Annotated in this window: 14 protein-coding genes, 2 tRNA genes and 3 rRNA genes; 14 read left to right on the top strand and 5 right to left on the bottom strand. The window is 43.1% G+C overall.

Features of this window, described 5'->3' with window-relative positions; genetic code table 11:
• Window positions 1-34: 34 nt before the first annotated feature.
• Together ACAX20_RS14695 and purE are read right to left on the bottom strand one after the other, a co-directional pair.
• Window positions 35-1,192: a 5-(carboxyamino)imidazole ribonucleotide synthase gene (locus ACAX20_RS14695; protein ID WP_371187395.1), complete on the bottom strand. Its 1,158-nt coding sequence runs from the start codon at window positions 1,190-1,192 to the stop codon at window positions 35-37.
• A gap of 4 nt (window positions 1,193-1,196) precedes the next feature.
• The gene (gene purE, locus ACAX20_RS14690) at window positions 1,197-1,679 is read right to left on the bottom strand and encodes a 5-(carboxyamino)imidazole ribonucleotide mutase (RefSeq protein ID WP_371187393.1); all 483 of its coding nucleotides are present in this window, start codon (window positions 1,677-1,679) and stop codon (window positions 1,197-1,199) included.
• A 215-nt stretch (window positions 1,680-1,894) separates the two neighbouring features.
• On the opposite strand from purE, the gene ACAX20_RS14685 reads away from it, so the two are divergent.
• From ACAX20_RS14685 to ACAX20_RS14665, 5 genes are all read left to right on the top strand, one after another.
• On the top strand, window positions 1,895-2,461 hold the full coding sequence (locus ACAX20_RS14685) for a Sua5/YciO/YrdC/YwlC family protein (protein ID WP_371187391.1): 567 nt from the start codon (window positions 1,895-1,897) through the stop codon (window positions 2,459-2,461).
• Window positions 2,458-3,378, top strand: a complete 921-nt coding sequence (gene hemF / locus ACAX20_RS14680; RefSeq protein WP_371187389.1) for an oxygen-dependent coproporphyrinogen oxidase — start codon at window positions 2,458-2,460, stop codon at window positions 3,376-3,378. The genes ACAX20_RS14685 and hemF overlap by 4 nt, the downstream gene beginning before the upstream one ends.
• Window positions 3,379-3,638: 260 nt before the next feature.
• Window positions 3,639-4,343: an OmpW family protein gene (locus ACAX20_RS14675; protein ID WP_371187387.1), complete on the top strand. Its 705-nt coding sequence runs from the start codon at window positions 3,639-3,641 to the stop codon at window positions 4,341-4,343.
• Between the two features lie 128 nt (window positions 4,344-4,471).
• Window positions 4,472-5,278 (top strand): shikimate dehydrogenase, encoded by an 807-nt coding sequence (gene aroE / locus ACAX20_RS14670; protein WP_371187385.1) that lies wholly within the window; start codon window positions 4,472-4,474, stop codon window positions 5,276-5,278.
• Window positions 5,279-5,494 carry a hypothetical protein gene (locus tag ACAX20_RS14665; RefSeq protein WP_371187383.1) on the top strand — a complete coding sequence of 72 codons (216 nt, stop codon included), beginning with the start codon at window positions 5,279-5,281 and terminating at the stop codon, window positions 5,492-5,494.
• An 80-nt stretch (window positions 5,495-5,574) separates the two neighbouring features.
• Here ACAX20_RS14665 and ACAX20_RS14660 read toward each other — a convergent pair whose 3' ends face one another.
• Entirely contained in the window at window positions 5,575-6,114 is a 540-nt protein-coding gene (locus ACAX20_RS14660; protein ID WP_371187381.1) for a gamma carbonic anhydrase family protein, read from the bottom strand.
• A 713-nt stretch (window positions 6,115-6,827) separates the two neighbouring features.
• Here ACAX20_RS14660 and ACAX20_RS14655 point away from each other — a divergent pair.
• The 5 genes from ACAX20_RS14655 (at window position 6,828) to rrf (ending at window position 12,084) form a co-directional block, all read left to right on the top strand.
• A 16S ribosomal RNA gene (locus tag ACAX20_RS14655) occupies window positions 6,828-8,367 on the top strand.
• Between the two features lie 77 nt (window positions 8,368-8,444).
• A tRNA-Ala gene (locus tag ACAX20_RS14650) sits at window positions 8,445-8,520 on the top strand.
• Between the two features lie 34 nt (window positions 8,521-8,554).
• Window positions 8,555-8,631: transfer RNA gene (locus ACAX20_RS14645), tRNA-Ile, on the top strand.
• A 344-nt stretch (window positions 8,632-8,975) separates the two neighbouring features.
• Window positions 8,976-11,857: ribosomal RNA gene (locus ACAX20_RS14640) — 23S ribosomal RNA — on the top strand.
• Window positions 11,858-11,969: 112 nt separating this feature from the next.
• Window positions 11,970-12,084, top strand: a 5S ribosomal RNA gene (gene rrf / locus ACAX20_RS14635).
• The 16S, 23S and 5S rRNA genes sit together here with 2 tRNA genes alongside, the layout of an rRNA operon.
• 290 nt (window positions 12,085-12,374) lie before the next feature.
• Here the strand turns inward: rrf and ACAX20_RS14630 are convergent.
• Both ACAX20_RS14630 and ACAX20_RS14625 read right to left on the bottom strand, forming a co-directional pair.
• Complete coding sequence (locus tag ACAX20_RS14630) at window positions 12,375-13,535, bottom strand: IS256 family transposase (protein WP_371185618.1); 1,161 nt, start codon at window positions 13,533-13,535, stop codon at window positions 12,375-12,377.
• Between the two features lie 490 nt (window positions 13,536-14,025).
• Complete coding sequence (locus tag ACAX20_RS14625) at window positions 14,026-14,601, bottom strand: hypothetical protein (RefSeq protein WP_371187379.1); 576 nt, start codon at window positions 14,599-14,601, stop codon at window positions 14,026-14,028.
• A gap of 925 nt (window positions 14,602-15,526) precedes the next feature.
• Here ACAX20_RS14625 and ACAX20_RS14620 point away from each other — a divergent pair.
• The 4 genes from ACAX20_RS14620 (at window position 15,527) to hemN (ending at window position 18,475) form a co-directional block, all read left to right on the top strand.
• A complete protein-coding gene (locus ACAX20_RS14620; RefSeq protein ID WP_371187377.1) occupies window positions 15,527-16,084 on the top strand; it encodes a GTPase-activating protein in 558 nt (185 codons plus the stop codon).
• A 3-nt stretch (window positions 16,085-16,087) separates the two neighbouring features.
• Window positions 16,088-16,585, top strand: coding sequence for a DUF2489 domain-containing protein (locus ACAX20_RS14615; protein ID WP_371187375.1), 498 nt, complete (start codon window positions 16,088-16,090; stop codon window positions 16,583-16,585).
• Between the two features lie 52 nt (window positions 16,586-16,637).
• Window positions 16,638-16,949, top strand: coding sequence for a TraR/DksA family transcriptional regulator (locus ACAX20_RS14610; RefSeq protein WP_371187373.1), 312 nt, complete (start codon window positions 16,638-16,640; stop codon window positions 16,947-16,949).
• Between the two features lie 155 nt (window positions 16,950-17,104).
• Complete coding sequence (hemN, locus tag ACAX20_RS14605; protein WP_371187371.1) at window positions 17,105-18,475, top strand: oxygen-independent coproporphyrinogen III oxidase; 1,371 nt, start codon at window positions 17,105-17,107, stop codon at window positions 18,473-18,475.
• The last annotated feature ends 4 nt before the right edge of the window (window positions 18,476-18,479 follow it).

Genomic DNA, 18,479 nt, shown 5'->3' with positions numbered 1-18,479 from the left:
CGGCCTTATTGATTAAATAAGCTTACTATTGCTACTACTGCAGGCGAGCCTGCAAACGTTCACTAAACACTTTTAAATCGGTAAACACTTCAGCATCTAAAATATCTGCTAACTGAGTTAGCTTGTCCGCCAATGCTTGTTCGTTATTGGCGCATACATTGATGTGACCCATTTTACGGCCAGCACGCTTTTCTTTGTTGTACCAATGAACCGCAACGCTAGGCATGGCTAATACACTATCTGGTACCGTATTCGCACCAAGAATATTTATCATCGCAGTAGGGCGAATTAATTCAGTATTGCCTAGTGGCAGACCACAAATAGCACGCATGTGATTTTCGAATTGGCAGGTATCACAACCTTGTTGTGTCCAGTGGCCTGAATTATGAACACGTGGGGCAATTTCGTTAACTAACAGTTGCTCACCTACTTGGAAGAACTCGATCGCTAACACACCAACATAGTTCAGCTTATTAGTTAGCTTTGTGAACACTTCTAATGCCTGCTCTTGCAATGCTGCTTCAACAGGCATAGCTAAACTGACACTAAGCACACCATTGGTGTGGTGGTTTTCGGTGATCGGGTAAATAGCTACCTCGCCATGTTCATTACGAGCACCCACAATCGACACTTCACGATCAAACGGCACCATTTGTTCGGCTACAATCCCTTGCGGAACTGAGGTGTTAGCTGCTTCGATAAAAGCTTGCATATCTTCCCAAACGGCACCGGCTTGGGCGATGTCTTTTAGGCGCCATTGGCCTTTGCCGTCGTATCCTTCAAGGGCACTTTTAAAGATAATTGGTAACTGTAGGTATTCGATAGCGGCATCAAAGTCATCACGGCTGTTGATGATTTTGTGTTTTGCATTTGCCACCTGACAAGTTTCCAATAATGCTTTTTCTAAGCGGCGATCGCCACCAATTTTGATAGCATCACTGCTTGGTAAAAGTTTACCTGAAGCCTCACACACAGCTAATACATCATGGCTAATGTGCTCAAACTCAGCGGTAATAACGTCGCAGTTATCAATACCTGCTTGTAGATCGCCGTATTGATGTTCGTTCGCTAAAGGGTGAACAACTTTACTTATGCGTACATCATAAGCCTTAGTGTCGATATTTAGTGGTGTTGCCGCTAAATCCATCATTCGCGCCAGTTGACCAGCACCTAGTACCAATACATTTTTCATGTCGTTATTCTGCCGGATTTGGGTTATCCAAAATGGTTTGCGTTTGTTGGGCGCGGAACGCTTCAATGTTAGCCATAATACTATCATCGTGAGTCGCTAGAATTTGTGCAGCGAGTAAACCTGCATTTGCCGCACCAGCAGTACCAATGGCTAATGTGCCAACGGCGATGCCTTTTGGCATTTGCACGATAGACAGTAAAGAGTCTTGACCGCTTAGCGCTTTCGATTGTACAGGTACGCCAAGGACAGGTAGTGGCGTAAATGCTGCGGCCATGCCTGGTAAGTGTGCAGCGCCACCAGCACCGGCAATAATCACTTTAATACCGCGCTGTTTGGCTGTTTCGGCATATTCAGCCAGTAGGTGAGGGGTTCTATGTGCTGATACGACTTTTGTTTCGTAAGGGACATTCAGCATATCCAACATTTCAGCAGCGTGCTGCATTGTTGGCCAATCTGACTTGGAACCCATAATAATTCCCACTTTCATGTCTCTACCCTTTAATATTTTTTGTCTTAACATTGAACCCGAGTACATTGCCCAGGCTCGATAAAATGAAAGCGCGCATTATACCCCTGTTTAGCTAAATACCCAACCATTGCGGGCGATTTTTGTGCAATACACCATTCTTTAATGCGACAGGCTGATAAACTGGCTATAATGAGCCATTTTTAGCCAGTGGTAATGGTTACAGGACGACAATAATGAGCGAACATAAGCCACAGTATGACAGTGCCGTAGATGCATTTTATGCTGGAGGTATTATTGCTTACCCAACCGAAGCAGTGTTTGGTTTAGGTTGTGATCCCGACAATGTAGAGGCAATAGAAAAGCTACTATCAATAAAACAAAGGCCAATAGAAAAAGGTCTTATTTTATTGGCAGCAAACTATTCTCAGTTATTGCCATATATTGATGACAGCAAAATACCACAAGATAAGCGCTATAGCGTGTTATCTCGTTGGCCAGATGGCATAACACAAGTGATGCCTGCAAATACCAGTATTTCACGACATCTTAGCGGTAAATTTGACACCATTGCCGTGCGCATTACCAGTCAAAAAGATGTGGTCGCATTATGCACGCAAACAAATAAACCCATTGTGTCGACGAGCTGCAATTTAACTGGCGCGGAGCCTGCGACGACATGGCAACAGGCTGAGCGAGAAATGGGCGAGAAAGTTGATTTTGTCATTAAAGGCAACACACTTGGTTTTACCAAGCCATCGCAGATCATTGACGCACTAACTGGAGAAGTATTTAGAGCATGAGCCAAGTAGATATTAATAAAGTCATAGAGTTTTTAACATCGTTGCAAGATAAGATTTGCCATGCGCTTGAGCAAGCTGATGGCACGGGTAAATTTATCGAAGACAACTGGCAGCGCCCAGAAGGTGGCGGTGGCCGTACGCGTGTTCTTACCGACGGCACTGTCATTGAGCAGGGTGGAGTAAACTTTTCTTTAGTGAGTGGTGATAAATTACCACCATCAGCGACCGCTCATCGCCCAGAGCTTGCCGGACGAACGTGGCAAGCCTGTGGGGTATCGCTCGTTATTCATCCGAAAAATCCATTTATCCCAACATCTCATGCCAATGTGCGCTTTTTTATTGCCGAAAAAGAAGGCGAAGAGCCTGTTTGGTGGTTTGGCGGTGGTTTTGATTTAACGCCATTTTACCCGTTTAAAGAAGATGTTATCCATTGGCATCAAACCGCGAAAGACTTGTGTGCGCCTTTTGGTGATACCGTGTATAACGAGCATAAAAAGTGGTGTGATGAATATTTCTTTTTACCGCACCGTCAGGAAACTCGCGGTGTAGGTGGCTTATTCTTTGATGATTTGAATCAGTGGGACTTCGATACGTGTTTTGATTACATTAAAGCGGTAGGTCAAGGTTATATCGATGCCTACGTACCTATTATCAATAAGCGTCAAGATACCGAGTACAACGATCATCATCGTCAGTTTCAATTATATCGCCGTGGCCGTTATGTTGAATTTAATCTGGTATTTGATCGCGGCACTTTATTTGGTTTGCAATCAGGTGGTCGCACCGAGTCGATATTAATGTCGATGCCACCATTAGCACGTTGGGAATACAATTACACCCCAGCACCCGATAGCCAAGAAGCGGAACTTTACAATCAATACTTAAAACCGCAAGATTGGCTAGCGATCAACGCTTAATTCAGTAATAGCTATTTATTTAGATAAAAGGGCTGATAACAACAAGTTATCAGCCCTTTTTGTATTTTTCATTTATCCTTTGAAACCAGTAGTTTAATTCGCACTCATAGATAGTGTTCGATTTTAAATGCATGTGTTCAGTAAATATTTTTCGACTATTCAATAAAACTTGTTCTAAATCAAATTCATAAACTTGCCTCTTCTATACAATTTACTACAGTTATTTACATTATTGACCACAAGAAATTAGGGTTAGAGCTATGAAAAAGAATTTAGTGACATTAGCGATTGCAGGTGTGTTGGTTACAGGGGTCGCTCAAGCAGCGACATACGAGGCGGGTGATTTTGTTGTTCGCGGCGGGATAACCTCTGTTAATCCAGATAACAATAAAGAGGTTGTTAATGTTGAGGCGCTCGGTGGTGCAACACCGTTGTCTGTTTCTGTAAAGGATGACGAGCAATTAGGTCTTAACTTTGTCTACTTCATCGATAGCAATTGGGCGCTAGAGGTTCTAGCAGCAACGCCTTTTAACCACGATATCAACATTCATGATCCACAAAGCATCAGCCCTGATTTATTTGGCACAGATGTAGATGGCGCAGTTTTAGCTGATGTAACTCACTTACCGCCAACAGTCAGTGCTCTGTACTACTTTGATACAGGTAGCAACTTTATGCCGTATGTAGGGGTTGGTTTAAACTACACCGTGTTCTTTGAGGAAGATTTTAAAGATGGGCCTAGTGACTTAGGGTTTAACGACTTAGAACTTGATGATTCATTTGGCCTGGCCGTGCAGCTTGGTGCAGACTATCAACTAAACGATAACTGGCATGTCAACGCATCAGTTCGTTACATCGACATTGATACTACGGCGACTTTCAAAATTGGTGATGACATCACCGGCTCAGCAGATGTTGCTATTGACCCAATGGTTTACTCTGTGATGCTAGGCTACAAGTTCTAAGCCGGCACTTCATAAACACAACGCAAAATTTCCATATTAAAAGCGGTCGAGTAGGTCTCGGCCGCTTTCTTTTATGTTTTATATTCTTTACTCTATTCGTATATGTGTCGAATTGGATACGGTAATAAGTGGATAAGTTTCTAGTCGTTGGCAATCCCATTGGTCAATCAAAATCACCAATTATTCATAAGCTATTCGCTACTCAAACCAATATTGAGTTAAGTTATGAGAAATATTTAACAACCTCCGATGACTTTGATGATGATATGCGTAACTTCTTTACACAAGGAGGTAAAGGGGCGAATGTCACCGCGCCTTTTAAAGAACAAGCATTTGCATTATGTGATTGTCTATCAAGTGACGCCAACGCAGCTGGTGCCGTGAATACGTTATATATCCAAAACGGAAAGATTGTCGGGGATAATACCGATGGCCGTGGATTAGTTGCTGATTTATTAAATCATAAGGTTACCTTGGCAGATAAAACGATATTGTTGCTTGGTGCTGGGGGCGCGAGTCGTGGTGTGATATTGCCTTTGTTAGCTCAACAACCTAAACACCTTATCGTGGTAAACCGCACACAAAGTAAAGCGGATGCCCTTATTGCTCATTTCAACGATAGCCGATTGTCGACCATAAGTTACCAACAAACCGCAGAGGTTGATGTTGATATCATTATTAATGCAACATCGGCAAGCTTATCTGCAGAGCTTCCCCCACTGGCACCGACTGCTGTGGTAAATGCGACATGTTATGACATGGTATACAACCATCAATTGACACCATTTTTAGCGTGGTGTCAGAACCACAAAGCATCGCAAGTGATCGACGGTTTAGGTATGCTGGTAGGGCAGGCTGCCGAGAGCTTTGCTATTTGGCATGGGGTAAAGCCAGCCGTTGCACCTGTTTTAAACTCACTAAGGGAGCAATTATAAATGAATCAAGCCATATTGTTTAATGATGACTATATCTATTTAACAGAGCAGGGCTGTTGGCATTTTACTGGCATGTTGAGCGGAGCAAAAATTAGTATCTACATCCAATGCTCTGACGATGTCATTAGTGATTCGTTAAAGTTTGATTTAGAAGCACAAGTTGAAGACTTCCTTGAAGAAGATGAACCGGACGAAAATAATGTCATCCGGCTATAGATGTATATAAGTAGATGGATGCTCGTTAGTCTGCTTATCAAAGCCATACGTCACAACCAAATCAATATAGGCTTTGAGCGTTATTGTTCCGTTAAGTATTCGTCTTTTAGGCGTACATAGTTAGCGTTAGTAGATTTTAGAAATTCCATTTCAGCATCGCTAAGTGGACGCTTTTCAATAGCAGGGTTACCAACATATAAAAAACCACTTCGTAATCGTTTGTTTGGGGATACAAGAGAGCCTGCACCTATAATCACATCATCCTCCACTTCTGCACCATCCATAACAATGGCCCCCATACCTACGAGAATCCGGTTTCCTAGTTTGCAGCCATGCAACATAACTTTATGACCAACGGTTACTTGATTACCAATAATCAAAGGGTGGCCATTAGGGTTAGTTTCGGTTTTACGGGTCACATGAAGAACGCTGCCATCTTGGATATTTGTATTCTCACCAATGCTGATGTAGTTAACATCACCACGCGCTACAACTAACGGCCAAATACTTACATTATCAGCTAACGTCACATCACCAATAACGACACTGCTACTATCGATAAAAACCTTATCCCCAAGTTTTGGCGATATACCGTTATAAGAACGTACATTAGTAAACATATAAAACCCTATTTTTGACAAACATAAAGATGAAAAACAAATAAACAGTTATTTAGCCGTATATACCGTCAGACTGTTCATATTAATACTATATTTAAAAACCGATATTTGTACGCGAATATCTGCAAGTGGTCAAAATTAACCACTATTAGCGCTGTTTAATAGGTGGAGGGGCTAGCTTTTGCATATAAAATAACCAAACAAATCTTTTAAGGTGTTTTTTTCTAAAAAAGGTGTTGACGTCTTCACAAAAATCCCTAAAATGCGCATCCACTTCGACGGCACAGCCAATAAGGCTTCACAGCAGTTGAAGTGCTGAAGTTTGTAAAAATAACGAATCCAATTCAGTATTTTTACAAAGCCTCGTTTTGATAAGTTAAGTTGTTCAATGTGAGCCTTAACGGTCAACAAAAACTTTTGAAAATTAATTTTTAAAAGGTGTTGACATCGAAACTGAGATGCGTAAAATGCGCATCCACTTCAACGGCAAACGCCGATGAAGTTCAAGTAATAACGAATGCGATTGTTACTTCAATTCTTTAACAAATAGTTATCATGCAATTTGTGTGAGCACTCACAAGAAAATGGTTTTACCATATTGTCTTTAAGACATAACTTGATGAGTGACACGCAAAACGACATATGTCAAGTTGGTAGCAATACCAACAAGCGTAATTCATTGAGTCGATTCTTCGGAATCACGATTTAATTTTTAATTGAAGAGTTTGATCATGGCTCAGATTGAACGCTGGCGGCAGGCTTAACACATGCAAGTCGAGCGGAAACGATTCTAGTTTACTAGAAGGCGTCGAGCGGCGGACGGGTGAGTAATGCTTGGGAATATGCCTTTAGGTGGGGGACAACAGTTGGAAACGACTGCTAATACCGCATAATGTCTACGGACCAAAGGAGGGGATCTTCGGACCTTTCGCCTTTAGATTAGCCCAAGTGAGATTAGCTAGATGGTGGGGTAATGGCCTACCATGGCGACGATCTCTAGCTGGTTTGAGAGGATGATCAGCCACACTGGGACTGAGACACGGCCCAGACTCCTACGGGAGGCAGCAGTGGGGAATATTGCACAATGGGCGAAAGCCTGATGCAGCCATGCCGCGTGTGTGAAGAAGGCCTTCGGGTTGTAAAGCACTTTCAGTAGGGAGGAAAGGGTAGTCGCTAATATCGGCTATCTGTGACGTTACCTACAGAAGAAGCACCGGCTAACTCCGTGCCAGCAGCCGCGGTAATACGGAGGGTGCGAGCGTTAATCGGAATTACTGGGCGTAAAGCGTGCGTAGGCGGATTGTTAAGCGAGATGTGAAAGCCCAGGGCTCAACCTTGGAACTGCATTTCGAACTGGCTGTCTAGAGTATTGTAGAGGGTGGTGGAATTTCCAGTGTAGCGGTGAAATGCGTAGAGATTGGAAGGAACATCAGTGGCGAAGGCGGCCACCTGGACAAATACTGACGCTGAGGCACGAAAGCGTGGGGAGCAAACAGGATTAGATACCCTGGTAGTCCACGCCGTAAACGATGTCAACTAGCTGTCTGTGGACTTGATCTGTGGGTAGCGTAGCTAACGCGCTAAGTTGACCGCCTGGGGAGTACGGCCGCAAGGTTAAAACTCAAATGAATTGACGGGGGCCCGCACAAGCGGTGGAGCATGTGGTTTAATTCGATGCAACGCGAAGAACCTTACCATCCCTTGACATCCAGAGAACTTACTAGAGATAGTTTGGTGCCTTCGGGAGCTCTGAGACAGGTGCTGCATGGCTGTCGTCAGCTCGTGTTGTGAAATGTTGGGTTAAGTCCCGCAACGAGCGCAACCCCTATCCTTATTTGCCAGCGCTTCGGGCGGGAACTCTAAGGAGACTGCCGGTGATAAACCGGAGGAAGGTGGGGACGACGTCAAGTCATCATGGCCCTTACGGGATGGGCTACACACGTGCTACAATGGCGGATACAGAGGGCAGCAAGACCGCGAGGTGGAGCGAATCCCAGAAAGTCCGTCGTAGTCCGGATTGGAGTCTGCAACTCGACTCCATGAAGTCGGAATCGCTAGTAATCGTGGATCAGAATGCCACGGTGAATACGTTCCCGGGCCTTGTACACACCGCCCGTCACACCATGGGAGTGGGTTGCAAAAGAAGTAGCTAGTTTAACCTTCGGGAGGACGGTTACCACTTTGTGATTCATGACTGGGGTGAAGTCGTAACAAGGTAACCCTAGGGGAACCTGGGGTTGGATCACCTCCTTACCTTAAGTAAAACATTCCTTGTCGAGTGTTCACACAAATTGCATAGATAACGATTGTAAGAGAAGTATCTCAGTAGTGGGGCTATAGCTCAGCTGGGAGAGCGCCTGCCTTGCACGCAGGAGGTCAGCAGTTCGATCCTGCTTAGCTCCACCATTTACTGAAACTTTGGTAGACATACCTATGTAGTAGGTCTGTAGCTCAGCTGGTTAGAGCGCACCCCTGATAAGGGTGAGGTCGGTAGTTCAAGTCTACTCAGACCTACCATTTTACTTCTCAAAGAACTCAAACATAAGCGTTGACGTTTATGTTTGAGTTTTTAACTCACTGTTCTTTAAAAATTTGGAAAGCTGATATTAAACCCGGTATTTCATAGAAGACTATGTCGCGTAGTTCTTCATTAATATGTGAAATACCAAAACGAAGAAGAAATTCTTCAAAATTGATTTTTAAAATCAATTTCTTTCAAGGTCGAATTTAGTACTTCCATGTACAATTCGACATCCAAACATCCGTGTTTGGAACATTCATTTATGAATGCGTGAACATGTCAGACATACATTTGGGTTCGGTTTTGTCACCGAATCACTCGAAACCTTTTGGGGTTGTATGGTTAAGTGACTAAGCGTATGTGGTGGATGCCTTGGCAGTTAGAGGCGATGAAGGACGTGTTAATCTGCGATAAGCTGTGTTGAGCCGATAAAAGGCGTTATAAGCACAGATTTCCGAATGGGGAAACCCACCTGTCATAAGGCAGGTATCGTTAAGTGAATACATAGCTTAACGAGGCGAACCGGGAGAACTGAAACATCTAAGTACCCCGAGGAAAAGAAATCAACCGAGATTTCCTTAGTAGCGGCGAGCGAACGGGAATTAGCCCTTAAGCGGTTTGTGAATTAGTGGAATAAGCTGGAAAGCTTGACGATACAGGGTGATAGTCCCGTACACGAAAATAACCTTACCGTGAAATCGAGTAGGACGGAACACGTGAAATTCTGTTTGAATATGGGGGGACCATCCTCCAAGGCTAAATACTCCTAACTGACCGATAGTGAACCAGTACCGTGAGGGAAAGGCGAAAAGAACCCCTGTGAGGGGAGTGAAATAGAACCTGAAACCGCATACGTACAAGCAGTGGAAGCCTTCGGGTGACTGCGTACCTTTTGTATAATGGGTCAGCGACTTACATTTTGTAGCAAGGTTAACCGATTAGGGGAGCCGTAGCGAAAGCGAGTGTTAACTGCGCGTTTAGTTGCAAGGTGTAGACCCGAAACCCGGCGATCTACCCATGGGCAGGTTGAAGGTTGAGTAACATCAACTGGAGGACCGAACACACGTATGTTGAAAAATGCGGTGATGACCTGTGGGTCGGAGTGAAAGGCTAATCAAGCCGGGAGATAGCTGGTTCTCCCCGAAATCTATTTAGGTAGAGCCTCGGACGAACACCACTGGGGGTAGAGCACTGTTAAGGCTAGGGGGTCATCCCGACTTACCAACCCTTTGCAAACTCCGAATACCAGTGAGTGATATCCGGGAGACACACGGCGGGTGCTAACGTCCGTCGTGGAAAGGGAAACAACCCAGACCGCCAGCTAAGGTCCCAAAGTCTATGTTAAGTGGGAAACGATGTGGAAAGGCCCAGACAGCTAGGAGGTTGGCTTAGAAGCAGCCATCCTTTAAAGAAAGCGTAATAGCTCACTAGTCGAGTCGGTCTGCGCGGAAGATGTAACGGGGCTAAACATAGCACCGAAGCTGCGGATTTGAACTTAGGTTCAAGTGGTAGGGGAGCGTTCTGTAAGCCGTTGAAGGTGTGTTGTAAAGCATGCTGGAGGTATCAGAAGTGCGAATGCTGACATGAGTAACGATAATGGGGGTGAAAAACCCCCACGCCGAAAGACCAAGGTTTCCTGTCCCATGTTAATCAGGGCAGGGTAAGTCGGCCCCTAAGGCGAGGCGGAAACGCGTAGTCGATGGGAAACAGATTAATATTTCTGTACTTCTTATAATTGCGAAGGAGGGACGGAGCAGGCTAGGCAAGCATGGCGTTGGTAGTCCATGTGAAAGTATGTAGGTTGGGAGTTTAGGCAAATCCGGACTCCTAAGACTGAGATACGAGACGAGACTCTACGGAGTTGAAGTTGTTGATGCCATACTTCCAGGAAAAGCTTCTAAGCATCAGATTATAAGGAACCGTACCCCAAACCGACACAGGTGGTTAGGTAGAGAATACTAAGGCGCTTGAGAGAACTCGGGTGAAGGAACTAGGCAAAATAGTACCGTAACTTCGGGAGAAGGTACGCCGGCTAGTGTGAATCCCTTGCGGAGTAAGCACCGGTCGGTCGAAGTAACCAGGTGGCTGGAACTGTTTATTAAAAACACAGCACTGTGCAAAATCGAAAGATGACGTATACGGTGTGACGCCTGCCCGGTGCCGGAAGGTTAATTGATTGGGTTAGCGCAAGCGAAGCTCATGATCGAAGCCCCGGTAAACGGCGGCCGTAACTATAACGGTCCTAAGGTAGCGAAATTCCTTGTCGGGTAAGTTCCGACCTGCACGAATGGCGTAATCATGGCCACACTGTCTCCACCCGAGACTCAGTGAAATTGAATTTGCGGTTAAGATGCCGTATACCCGCGGCTAGACGGAAAGACCCCGTGAACCTTTACTATAGCTTGACAGTGAACATTGCTCCTACATGTGTAGGATAGGTGGGAGGCTTTGAAGCGAGTACGCCAGTATTCGTGGAGCCAATCTTGAAATACCACCCTTGTATGCGTGATGTTCTAACCTGGGCCAGTAATCCTGGCTGGGGACACTGTCTGGTGGGTAGTTTGACTGGGGCGGTCTCCTCCCAAAGCGTAACGGAGGAGCACGAAGGTTGGCTAAGTACGGTCGGACATCGTACGGTTAGTGCAATGGCATAAGCCAGCTTAACTGCGAGACAGACACGTCGAGCAGGTACGAAAGTAGGTCATAGTGATCCGGTGGTTCTGTATGGAAGGGCCATCGCTCAACGGATAAAAGGTACTCCGGGGATAACAGGCTGATACCGCCCAAGAGTTCATATCGACGGCGGTGTTTGGCACCTCGATGTCGGCTCATCACATCCTGGGGCTGAAGTCGGTCCCAAGGGTATGGCTGTTCGCCATTTAAAGTGGTACGCGAGCTGGGTTTAGAACGTCGTGAGACAGTTCGGTCCCTATCTGCCGTGGGCGTTTGAGAATTGAAGAGGGCTGCTCCTAGTACGAGAGGACCGGAGTGGACGAACCTCTGGTGTTCCGGTTGTCACGCCAGTGGCATTGCCGGGTAGCTATGTTCGGAACTGATAACCGCTGAAAGCATCTAAGCGGGAAGCAGGCTTTGAGATGAGTTCTCACTGGGACTTTAAGTCCCCTAAAGGGTCGTCGGAGACTACGACGTTGATAGGCAGGGTGTGTAAGCGTTGTGAGGCGTTGAGCTAACCTGTACTAATTGCCCGTGAGGCTTAACCATACAACACCCAAGAGGTTTTCCTCAGGTGTATATGGTCTGACATAAAAAAGTTCAAGCATTCATATTGAAAGAAAAAGTTAAATATCAGATTTCCAGATTTAAACGATTTTTGTCTGGCGACAATAGCACTTTGGAACCACCTGAACCCATGCCGAACTCAGAAGTGAAACGAAGTAGCGCCGATGGTAGTGTGGGAGTTCCCATGTGAGAGTAGGTCATCGCCAGGCTTCTAATTAAAAGAAAGGCTGCACATTGTGCAGCCTTTTTTGCTATATGGCTAAAATTAAATTTAGCAAGCTAAAAACCTCAAACTCGCTTCCTGAAAATAGTACCGGCACAGATCTTAAGCATTCATGCGTCCACGACATTTCTAGACGAACTCGTTAGCATGTCCGATAAGCTTGCTCGTTATGCCTTTCGATAAACTCCCTACAAAAACGATTAAAGCTGTTAACCATAGCATGGGTACCGTCCCAGAAAGTGTGTCTCTCTTATTTTAATTTCAGTTTCAAATTACCTAGTTAAACAAGTTACTTTTCTCAAAGCGACTTATCGGGTATTGGTAAGTCGTTTTATTCATATCCAGTGCTACCTTACTTAGAATGGTTAATACAGAATCAACACTTGGCATGGAATTCCTTATTTTTAACGTTCGTTTGAATGATTTATTTAATCGTTCAATCCAGTTGGTAGTATAAATCATATTGCGGATGATCGGCTCAAAGTCCAAGTATGTGGCGTAATACTGCAAGTACGGCTTATCAATAAACATCTTAAAGTTAGAATATCTCTTACCCCACTTCTCATATAACCACCGAGCGCGGATCATAAGTTCTTCACGGTCATCTGATTGATCATCTAAATTAAAGACAAACCTCAAATCATCAGCGACTTCACCACGATGAGACTTCTTCACTTTTTTTAAGATGTTGCGTTTCATATGTAAGACGCACTTTTGAATTTTACATTGATAATGCCGTTCAATGGCCGAATCTAAGCCCGATAGGTTATCAATCACAGCAAGGTCGATTTGCTTGAGGCCACGCTCCTTTAAATCTAACAAGATGTCATCCCAATTGGCTGCTGATTCGGTCGGTGCATTGTAAATACCAATCACTTCACGAGTCATGTCGTGCTTTACCGCTAAAACGATATAGTAGGCTTCGCTAGAAACCGTTTCACGCTTTGTTTTGATAAATGTCGCATCGAGATAAATGATGGGGTAATAATCGCATAACTTCTGTTTTCTGAAGTCTTCCATTTCCTCATATAGGCTCTTAGTAATGCGCGATACGGCGCTTCGAGTGAGCTTTTGGCCATAGATAGATTCAGTTATTGATTCAATTTCTCGAGTTGTAAGCCCCTTGGCATAAAGCTCAAAACAAAGTTCGTTCAGTGTATCGCTTTGCTCTTTCATGACATTGAGGATCCAAGGCTTGAATTGATTTAATCGATCACGAGGTACCTGTAAAGATAGAGCATCACCTATACCTAAGCCTGCCACAGGTCTATAGCCATTGCCTTTGTTACCTTGAGAAGATCTTAGGTATTCCGTTCGCTCAGCTTTCATAAATGAATTAAGGGCGAGCTCTAATACCTGATTTAGACCACCTGGCTTTTGGATTAAAGAATCTAATGCTGCTTGAATTTGCTTACTATTCAGCGTTAAATTAGTCATAGTCTCTCTCCGTTTGTTGTTGATTGTTTTTTGGTCGAAACTTTCAACTAAACTAAGAGAGACTTTTTTATTTGTCTAGTGGGACACACTTTAGTGGGACGGTATGATAGCATGAAGCTTGATGGTTCGCTGACTGGCTGTACAGAGGTTCCACTTGCTTTATAAACTAGTAATGTTGACCTATAAGACTCTTTGGAATCCCAATATTGCGTTAAATTACCCTCATCTACCAAACTTAGAGTGTCACTGTAGGTGTTGTTATCAGTCAAAGAGTCGTTGTAGTCTACCGCCCTTACAAAAGCCAAGCCGTTCCTTCCTTCGAAGCATCCTATCGACGAGTGTGCTTCATAAAAGCTTTGATGATAAGCACGGTAAAAATTAAATCCTATGGCATCAAATGTTGTCTCGTATACTGAGTCATCAAAACCGTCACTATTCTCATCGTAAACCCAATTCTCTTTTCGAGTGATATATCCCACATACAGCCATGCTAAACCAGGCTGTTGATATAAAGTTCTTGGGCTTTCTGGTTTAACAAAGCTATTTTCCGTTCTTCATCAACATAGGCTTTCACCTCGGGCAGATTAAATTTGAATTCAGAATATGAATGAATGTTATCAATTAAAAAAGCTAGATCTATACCAACTACACATCTGCCGGGTTGTTCGGCATCTTCAACAGGTATTCTGTCAAAGCGTTCACGTAAATCATTAAGTATGGGGCGCGCTTCCTTAATATTGAAAGCTCGGACACTTGCATTGTCGCCGTTGATATATATCGAATAAAATAAATCTGCGTCAGAACGATTGAATGTGCTGTTTGGTGCAAGATTTAGAGTAATCTGATTTAAGTATCCACTACCCTGTATAAGAATTTTCTCTGATGTGCCCTCAAAGCCATGACTTGTCAAGTCTGTCCATGTAGTTTCAACATGGCTCTGAGTAACATAAACTTGGCTGCATGCGGGGTGGCAAATAAGGTAATTAGTAATAGCATCTAACGCCCTTTGGTGAAATATAATGCCTCGTTCTTTTAATCGGTTCAGTTGTACGCCATAGTTATCCATTCATCATCTAATTTATATAGCAGGCTATAGGAGATTGTGAAATATCTAAGCTGTAAAAGGTTAAAATTAAAAACTCAGCATGAAAGATTAATCTCTCAACGAAAGAAAACATAAAAAAGTTATTTAATCATTTTTGTAGGCTGTTATTGAAAGAGATTCTCTTCTGGAAAGAAGTATTCCAAAAACATCTATTCGTTCATGGTCGCATTTTTATATGTAAGACATTTGCCATTAAATTCCGTTATATTTTCAAATATAGAATTTTTGTTCTATTTTTTAATTAAATAAAATCAATGCGTTATATTTATTCGCTGTGCAATTGTCAATTTTTATTGGTCAGCATACTTGTAACGACAAAGTGTTAATATAGAATATCAATTCGTTACAGGATGTAACTAGTCAGAAACATCAGGATTTATTGGTAGGATGCCATAAGGACAGCTTGATGGATTATTTACCGGCTCAGGAAGAGCTATTATCACGGAAGTGTAATTTTAAGGACAACCCAAAAGAGATCAGGACGATTGATAATATAAAGTCAGGAACACGGATATAGCAAGGAGTGCTATACAAGGAAGGGTCAGGGCTGCAAAAATTTGTACCAGACACAGACAAATGGTTTGTCTAAAGCGAAAGTAGTTACTTTCGCTTTTTCTTTATATACGCCTTAATATTTTCATAATGGCTTTGAAACAGGACTGCTTTTAGTCAATGCTAAGTAATAGCGAGCAGAATTATAGACCACAGTCATGATTCCCTTCTCACGCTAGCGACTGGCATTCTATTGCATTACAGATAAGTTGCTCGAAAAAAGCGCTTATTATTATCCTTATGACGCTGTTTAGCGTAAAATAGTCATTATTATTTGTAAACATCGTACGGTATTATGGCTAGATCAAAAAAATCGCGCAAAGAAGGCGCGTTAATGAAAAAGCTTAATTTAAAGCGTCCTGAAAAAGTTGAAAAAGAACCTCGTAAGCGTAAGGTATCTGGAAATAAATCAGGCACACGTCAACAAGTAGCCTCTCAGAAAGATGCATCGCAACAGCAAACAGGCAATCAAGACCCTAGAGTTGGTAGTAAGAAGCCAATCGATCTGGGTGTTTCTTTAAAGCCGAAAAAGCCAGAGCAACATAAACCTAAGCAGGCTGTGGTTGCGCCAATTCGTGTTGCTGAAACCACCACTGAAACTATCGCCGATGAACAAGCATTAATCGATCTTTATGAGCAAGAGCTTGATGCTATTGAAGCAAACGAAGAATTTATAATCATCGCCGCTAAACTTGAAGCTGGGGAAGAAGTCACTTTGGCTGAGCAACAAAAGCTTGAACAAGCTCAACAGCGCCACCAAGAATTGTTAGATCTATTAGGTTATGAAGAAGACGACTTCATTGAAGACGAGCAGCCTGTCGAAGATGATGACGATGAAGACGCGTTGTTGCGTAAGTTTGATGACAGTGAATTTTCGGAGTTTAAAGAGTAATAGATGACGACCATGCAGTTAGTTTTAGTTATTGTCGCCGTAATTATTATTTTAGCCCTGGCAAGTTATGCCAGCTTCTTACTGTTTAGATTACGAGAACAAAAGCGTTTCCGCGAGCAAGCAGAACGTCAAAAGCGTGAAAAAGCTCAGCAGCGAGATGTTAAAGTCTTAGAGTCAATCATGCATATTTGCCGAGCAATGGCTGAAAAGCAGTGTGAGGTATCTGAAGGCAGTTGGCGATTATCTGTATTGATGGAATCGTTACCGAATCATCAAGCTCAAATGAAGTCTAATTTTCCTGCTATATTTACTTTATATAGTAAGATCAATCACATGCCTATTTTGGAAGCGCGTAAGCAACTGACGAAGAAGGAGCGCTTTAAGTTAGATTTAGAGCGTGCTGGTTATGAAGAGGAATTTGAGTCAGCCGTCAACGCCGATGTTGCTAAGCTATTGCCGTTTGTTAAGTCGCTGATTGATTCAATGCAGAAGCAACAATAAAACCTCCGCTCAGTCGTTGCCAATTCGCTGAACGGAATCAAAGGGTATGACAATGACTGAGCAATTAAAACAAGACTTCACTAAGCGCATTATTGCCTTGCAGGCTCGCGTAGATTCAATTCATGATGACTTTGCCGAAGGGCGAGATGCGGATTGGTCAGAGCAAGCGGGAGAGCGAGAAAATGACGAAGTACTTAACGCCTTAGAAGTTGAGGCGAAAATCGAGATTCAGCAATTATCTAACGCTATTCAACGTATCGAGAACGGTACTTACGGTATTTGTTCTTCGTGTGGTGACCAAATTGCGGCAGCTAGACTGGCCGCCCAACCTGCAGCAACCAAGTGCATAGAATGTGCAGATTGAAGCAATTTCTTTACTTGTGTGTACTAACCGTCTTAGAAACGTTCATTTATATTCTTTACTGTTAATGTTTTGCTAAAACCTTGAGCTTGATCAATAAATTTGCCAACAGGCTTTTTTATAATGTGCAGTCTTAAGTATCTATCGAGCTCGATGCCATGTCTTTTAGTGAAATGTTTTCTCCGCAATTGTTAAGTAAGTACGATGTTAGTGGCCCTCGGTACACCTCGTATCCAACAGCTGTTGAATTTAACGAGGCATTCGATAACGACGATTTACTGAAAGCAATCATCGAGTCAGAAAAACAGAACCTATCTCTGTATATACACATACCATTTTGCCATAGCCTTTGTTACTACTGTGGCTGTAATAAAATCGTAACTCGTCATAAAGATAAAGCAGATCAGTATTTAGATTATTTATTTAAAGAAATTGATACCCGATCAACGCTGTTGGCGAACAAGCCAGTTAAGCAATTACATTTAGGTGGTGGTACGCCAACATTTTTAACCAAGCAACAAATAACCCGTTTAGTTGAGAAGCTAACCACATCATTTAACTTTGCCGACGATGTTGAAATGGGTATTGAAGTTGACCCTCGAGAAATCGAACTAGATTTAGTCGACCACCTGCATGCATTAGGCTTTAACCGGCTTAGTATCGGTGTACAAGATGTCGATGAAAAAGTACAACAGGCCATCAATCGTCTGCAAAGTACCCAGTTTATTGTCGAGCTTGTACAGCGCGCTAAGGCGGTAGGTTTTTCGTCTGTTAATATTGATTTGATTTATGGCCTACCACATCAGAGTAAGCAAACCTTCGCCAGTACCATTGATGCGGTCCAAGCGATTGATCCTGATCGTATTTCATTATTTAGCTACGCCCATTTACCAACTCGTTTTGCACCGCAACGAAAAATTCGCGATGAATGGCTACCAAATTCAAATGAAAAGCTAGCGATTATGCAATTTGCGATAGAGTCGCTTATCGATATGGGGTACGAGTTCATCGGTATGGATCATTTTGCAAAAGTCGACGATGAGCTTGCTAAAGCTCAGCGAGAAGGGCGTTTACACCGTAACTTTCAAGGTTATACAACGCTCGGAGAGTGCGATTTATTAGCGCTGGGTGTCTCGTCAATCAGTGCCATTGGTGCCAGCTTTAGCCAGAACGTTAAAACACTAAAAGAATATTACCAAGCGATTGATGATTGTGGCCATGCATTAGAAAAAGGCATAGCTACAGATCGCGATGATGCGATTCGTGCCTTTGTTATTAAGCAACTTATGTGTAATTTCCGTGTATCGAAGCGTCAAATCGAGCGTCAGTTTAATATTATTTTCGATGAGTATTTTGCTGATGATTTGCCATCTTTAGCTATTTTTATTAATGACGGTTTGTTAATAAATAATGCAGAAGCTATCGATGTGCTACCCAAAGCAAGGTTGCTAATTCGTAATATATGCATGTCGTTTGATGCTTATATTAAGCCTCGCTTACAGCAGCAACGCTTTTCTAAAGTTATATAGGCAG

The sequence above is a fragment of the Thalassotalea sp. Sam97 genome, from assembly GCF_041379765.1.
Lineage (GTDB): Bacteria > Pseudomonadota > Gammaproteobacteria > Enterobacterales > Alteromonadaceae > Thalassotalea_A > Thalassotalea_A maritima.
Note: the sequence above shows the minus strand (reverse complement) of the source record. Positions and strands in the feature narration are given on the sequence as shown.

What these genes read in the sequence shown, in the direction of transcription:
- ACAX20_RS14685 (WP_371187391.1), top strand. Translation starts at nt 1,895, where the DNA reads ATGAGCGAACATAAGCCACAGTATGACAGTGCCGTAGATGCATTTTAT.
- ACAX20_RS14675 (WP_371187387.1), top strand. Translation starts at nt 3,639, where the DNA reads ATGAAAAAGAATTTAGTGACATTAGCGATTGCAGGTGTGTTGGTTACA.
- ACAX20_RS14665 (WP_371187383.1), top strand. Translation starts at nt 5,279, where the DNA reads ATGAATCAAGCCATATTGTTTAATGATGACTATATCTATTTAACAGAG.
- ACAX20_RS14660 (WP_371187381.1), bottom strand. Translation starts at nt 6,114, where the DNA reads ATGTTTACTAATGTACGTTCTTATAACGGTATATCGCCAAAACTTGGG.
- ACAX20_RS14615 (WP_371187375.1), top strand. Translation starts at nt 16,088, where the DNA reads ATGACGACCATGCAGTTAGTTTTAGTTATTGTCGCCGTAATTATTATT.
- ACAX20_RS14620 (WP_371187377.1), top strand. Translation starts at nt 15,527, where the DNA reads ATGAAAAAGCTTAATTTAAAGCGTCCTGAAAAAGTTGAAAAAGAACCT.
- ACAX20_RS14630 (WP_371185618.1), bottom strand. Translation starts at nt 13,535, where the DNA reads ATGACTAATTTAACGCTGAATAGTAAGCAAATTCAAGCAGCATTAGAT.
- purE (WP_371187393.1), bottom strand. Translation starts at nt 1,679, where the DNA reads ATGAAAGTGGGAATTATTATGGGTTCCAAGTCAGATTGGCCAACAATG.
- ACAX20_RS14625 (WP_371187379.1), bottom strand. Translation starts at nt 14,601, where the DNA reads ATGGATAACTATGGCGTACAACTGAACCGATTAAAAGAACGAGGCATT.
- hemN (WP_371187371.1), top strand. Translation starts at nt 17,105, where the DNA reads ATGTCTTTTAGTGAAATGTTTTCTCCGCAATTGTTAAGTAAGTACGAT.
- ACAX20_RS14695 (WP_371187395.1), bottom strand. Translation starts at nt 1,192, where the DNA reads ATGAAAAATGTATTGGTACTAGGTGCTGGTCAACTGGCGCGAATGATG.
- ACAX20_RS14610 (WP_371187373.1), top strand. Translation starts at nt 16,638, where the DNA reads ATGACTGAGCAATTAAAACAAGACTTCACTAAGCGCATTATTGCCTTG.
- hemF (WP_371187389.1), top strand. Translation starts at nt 2,458, where the DNA reads ATGAGCCAAGTAGATATTAATAAAGTCATAGAGTTTTTAACATCGTTG.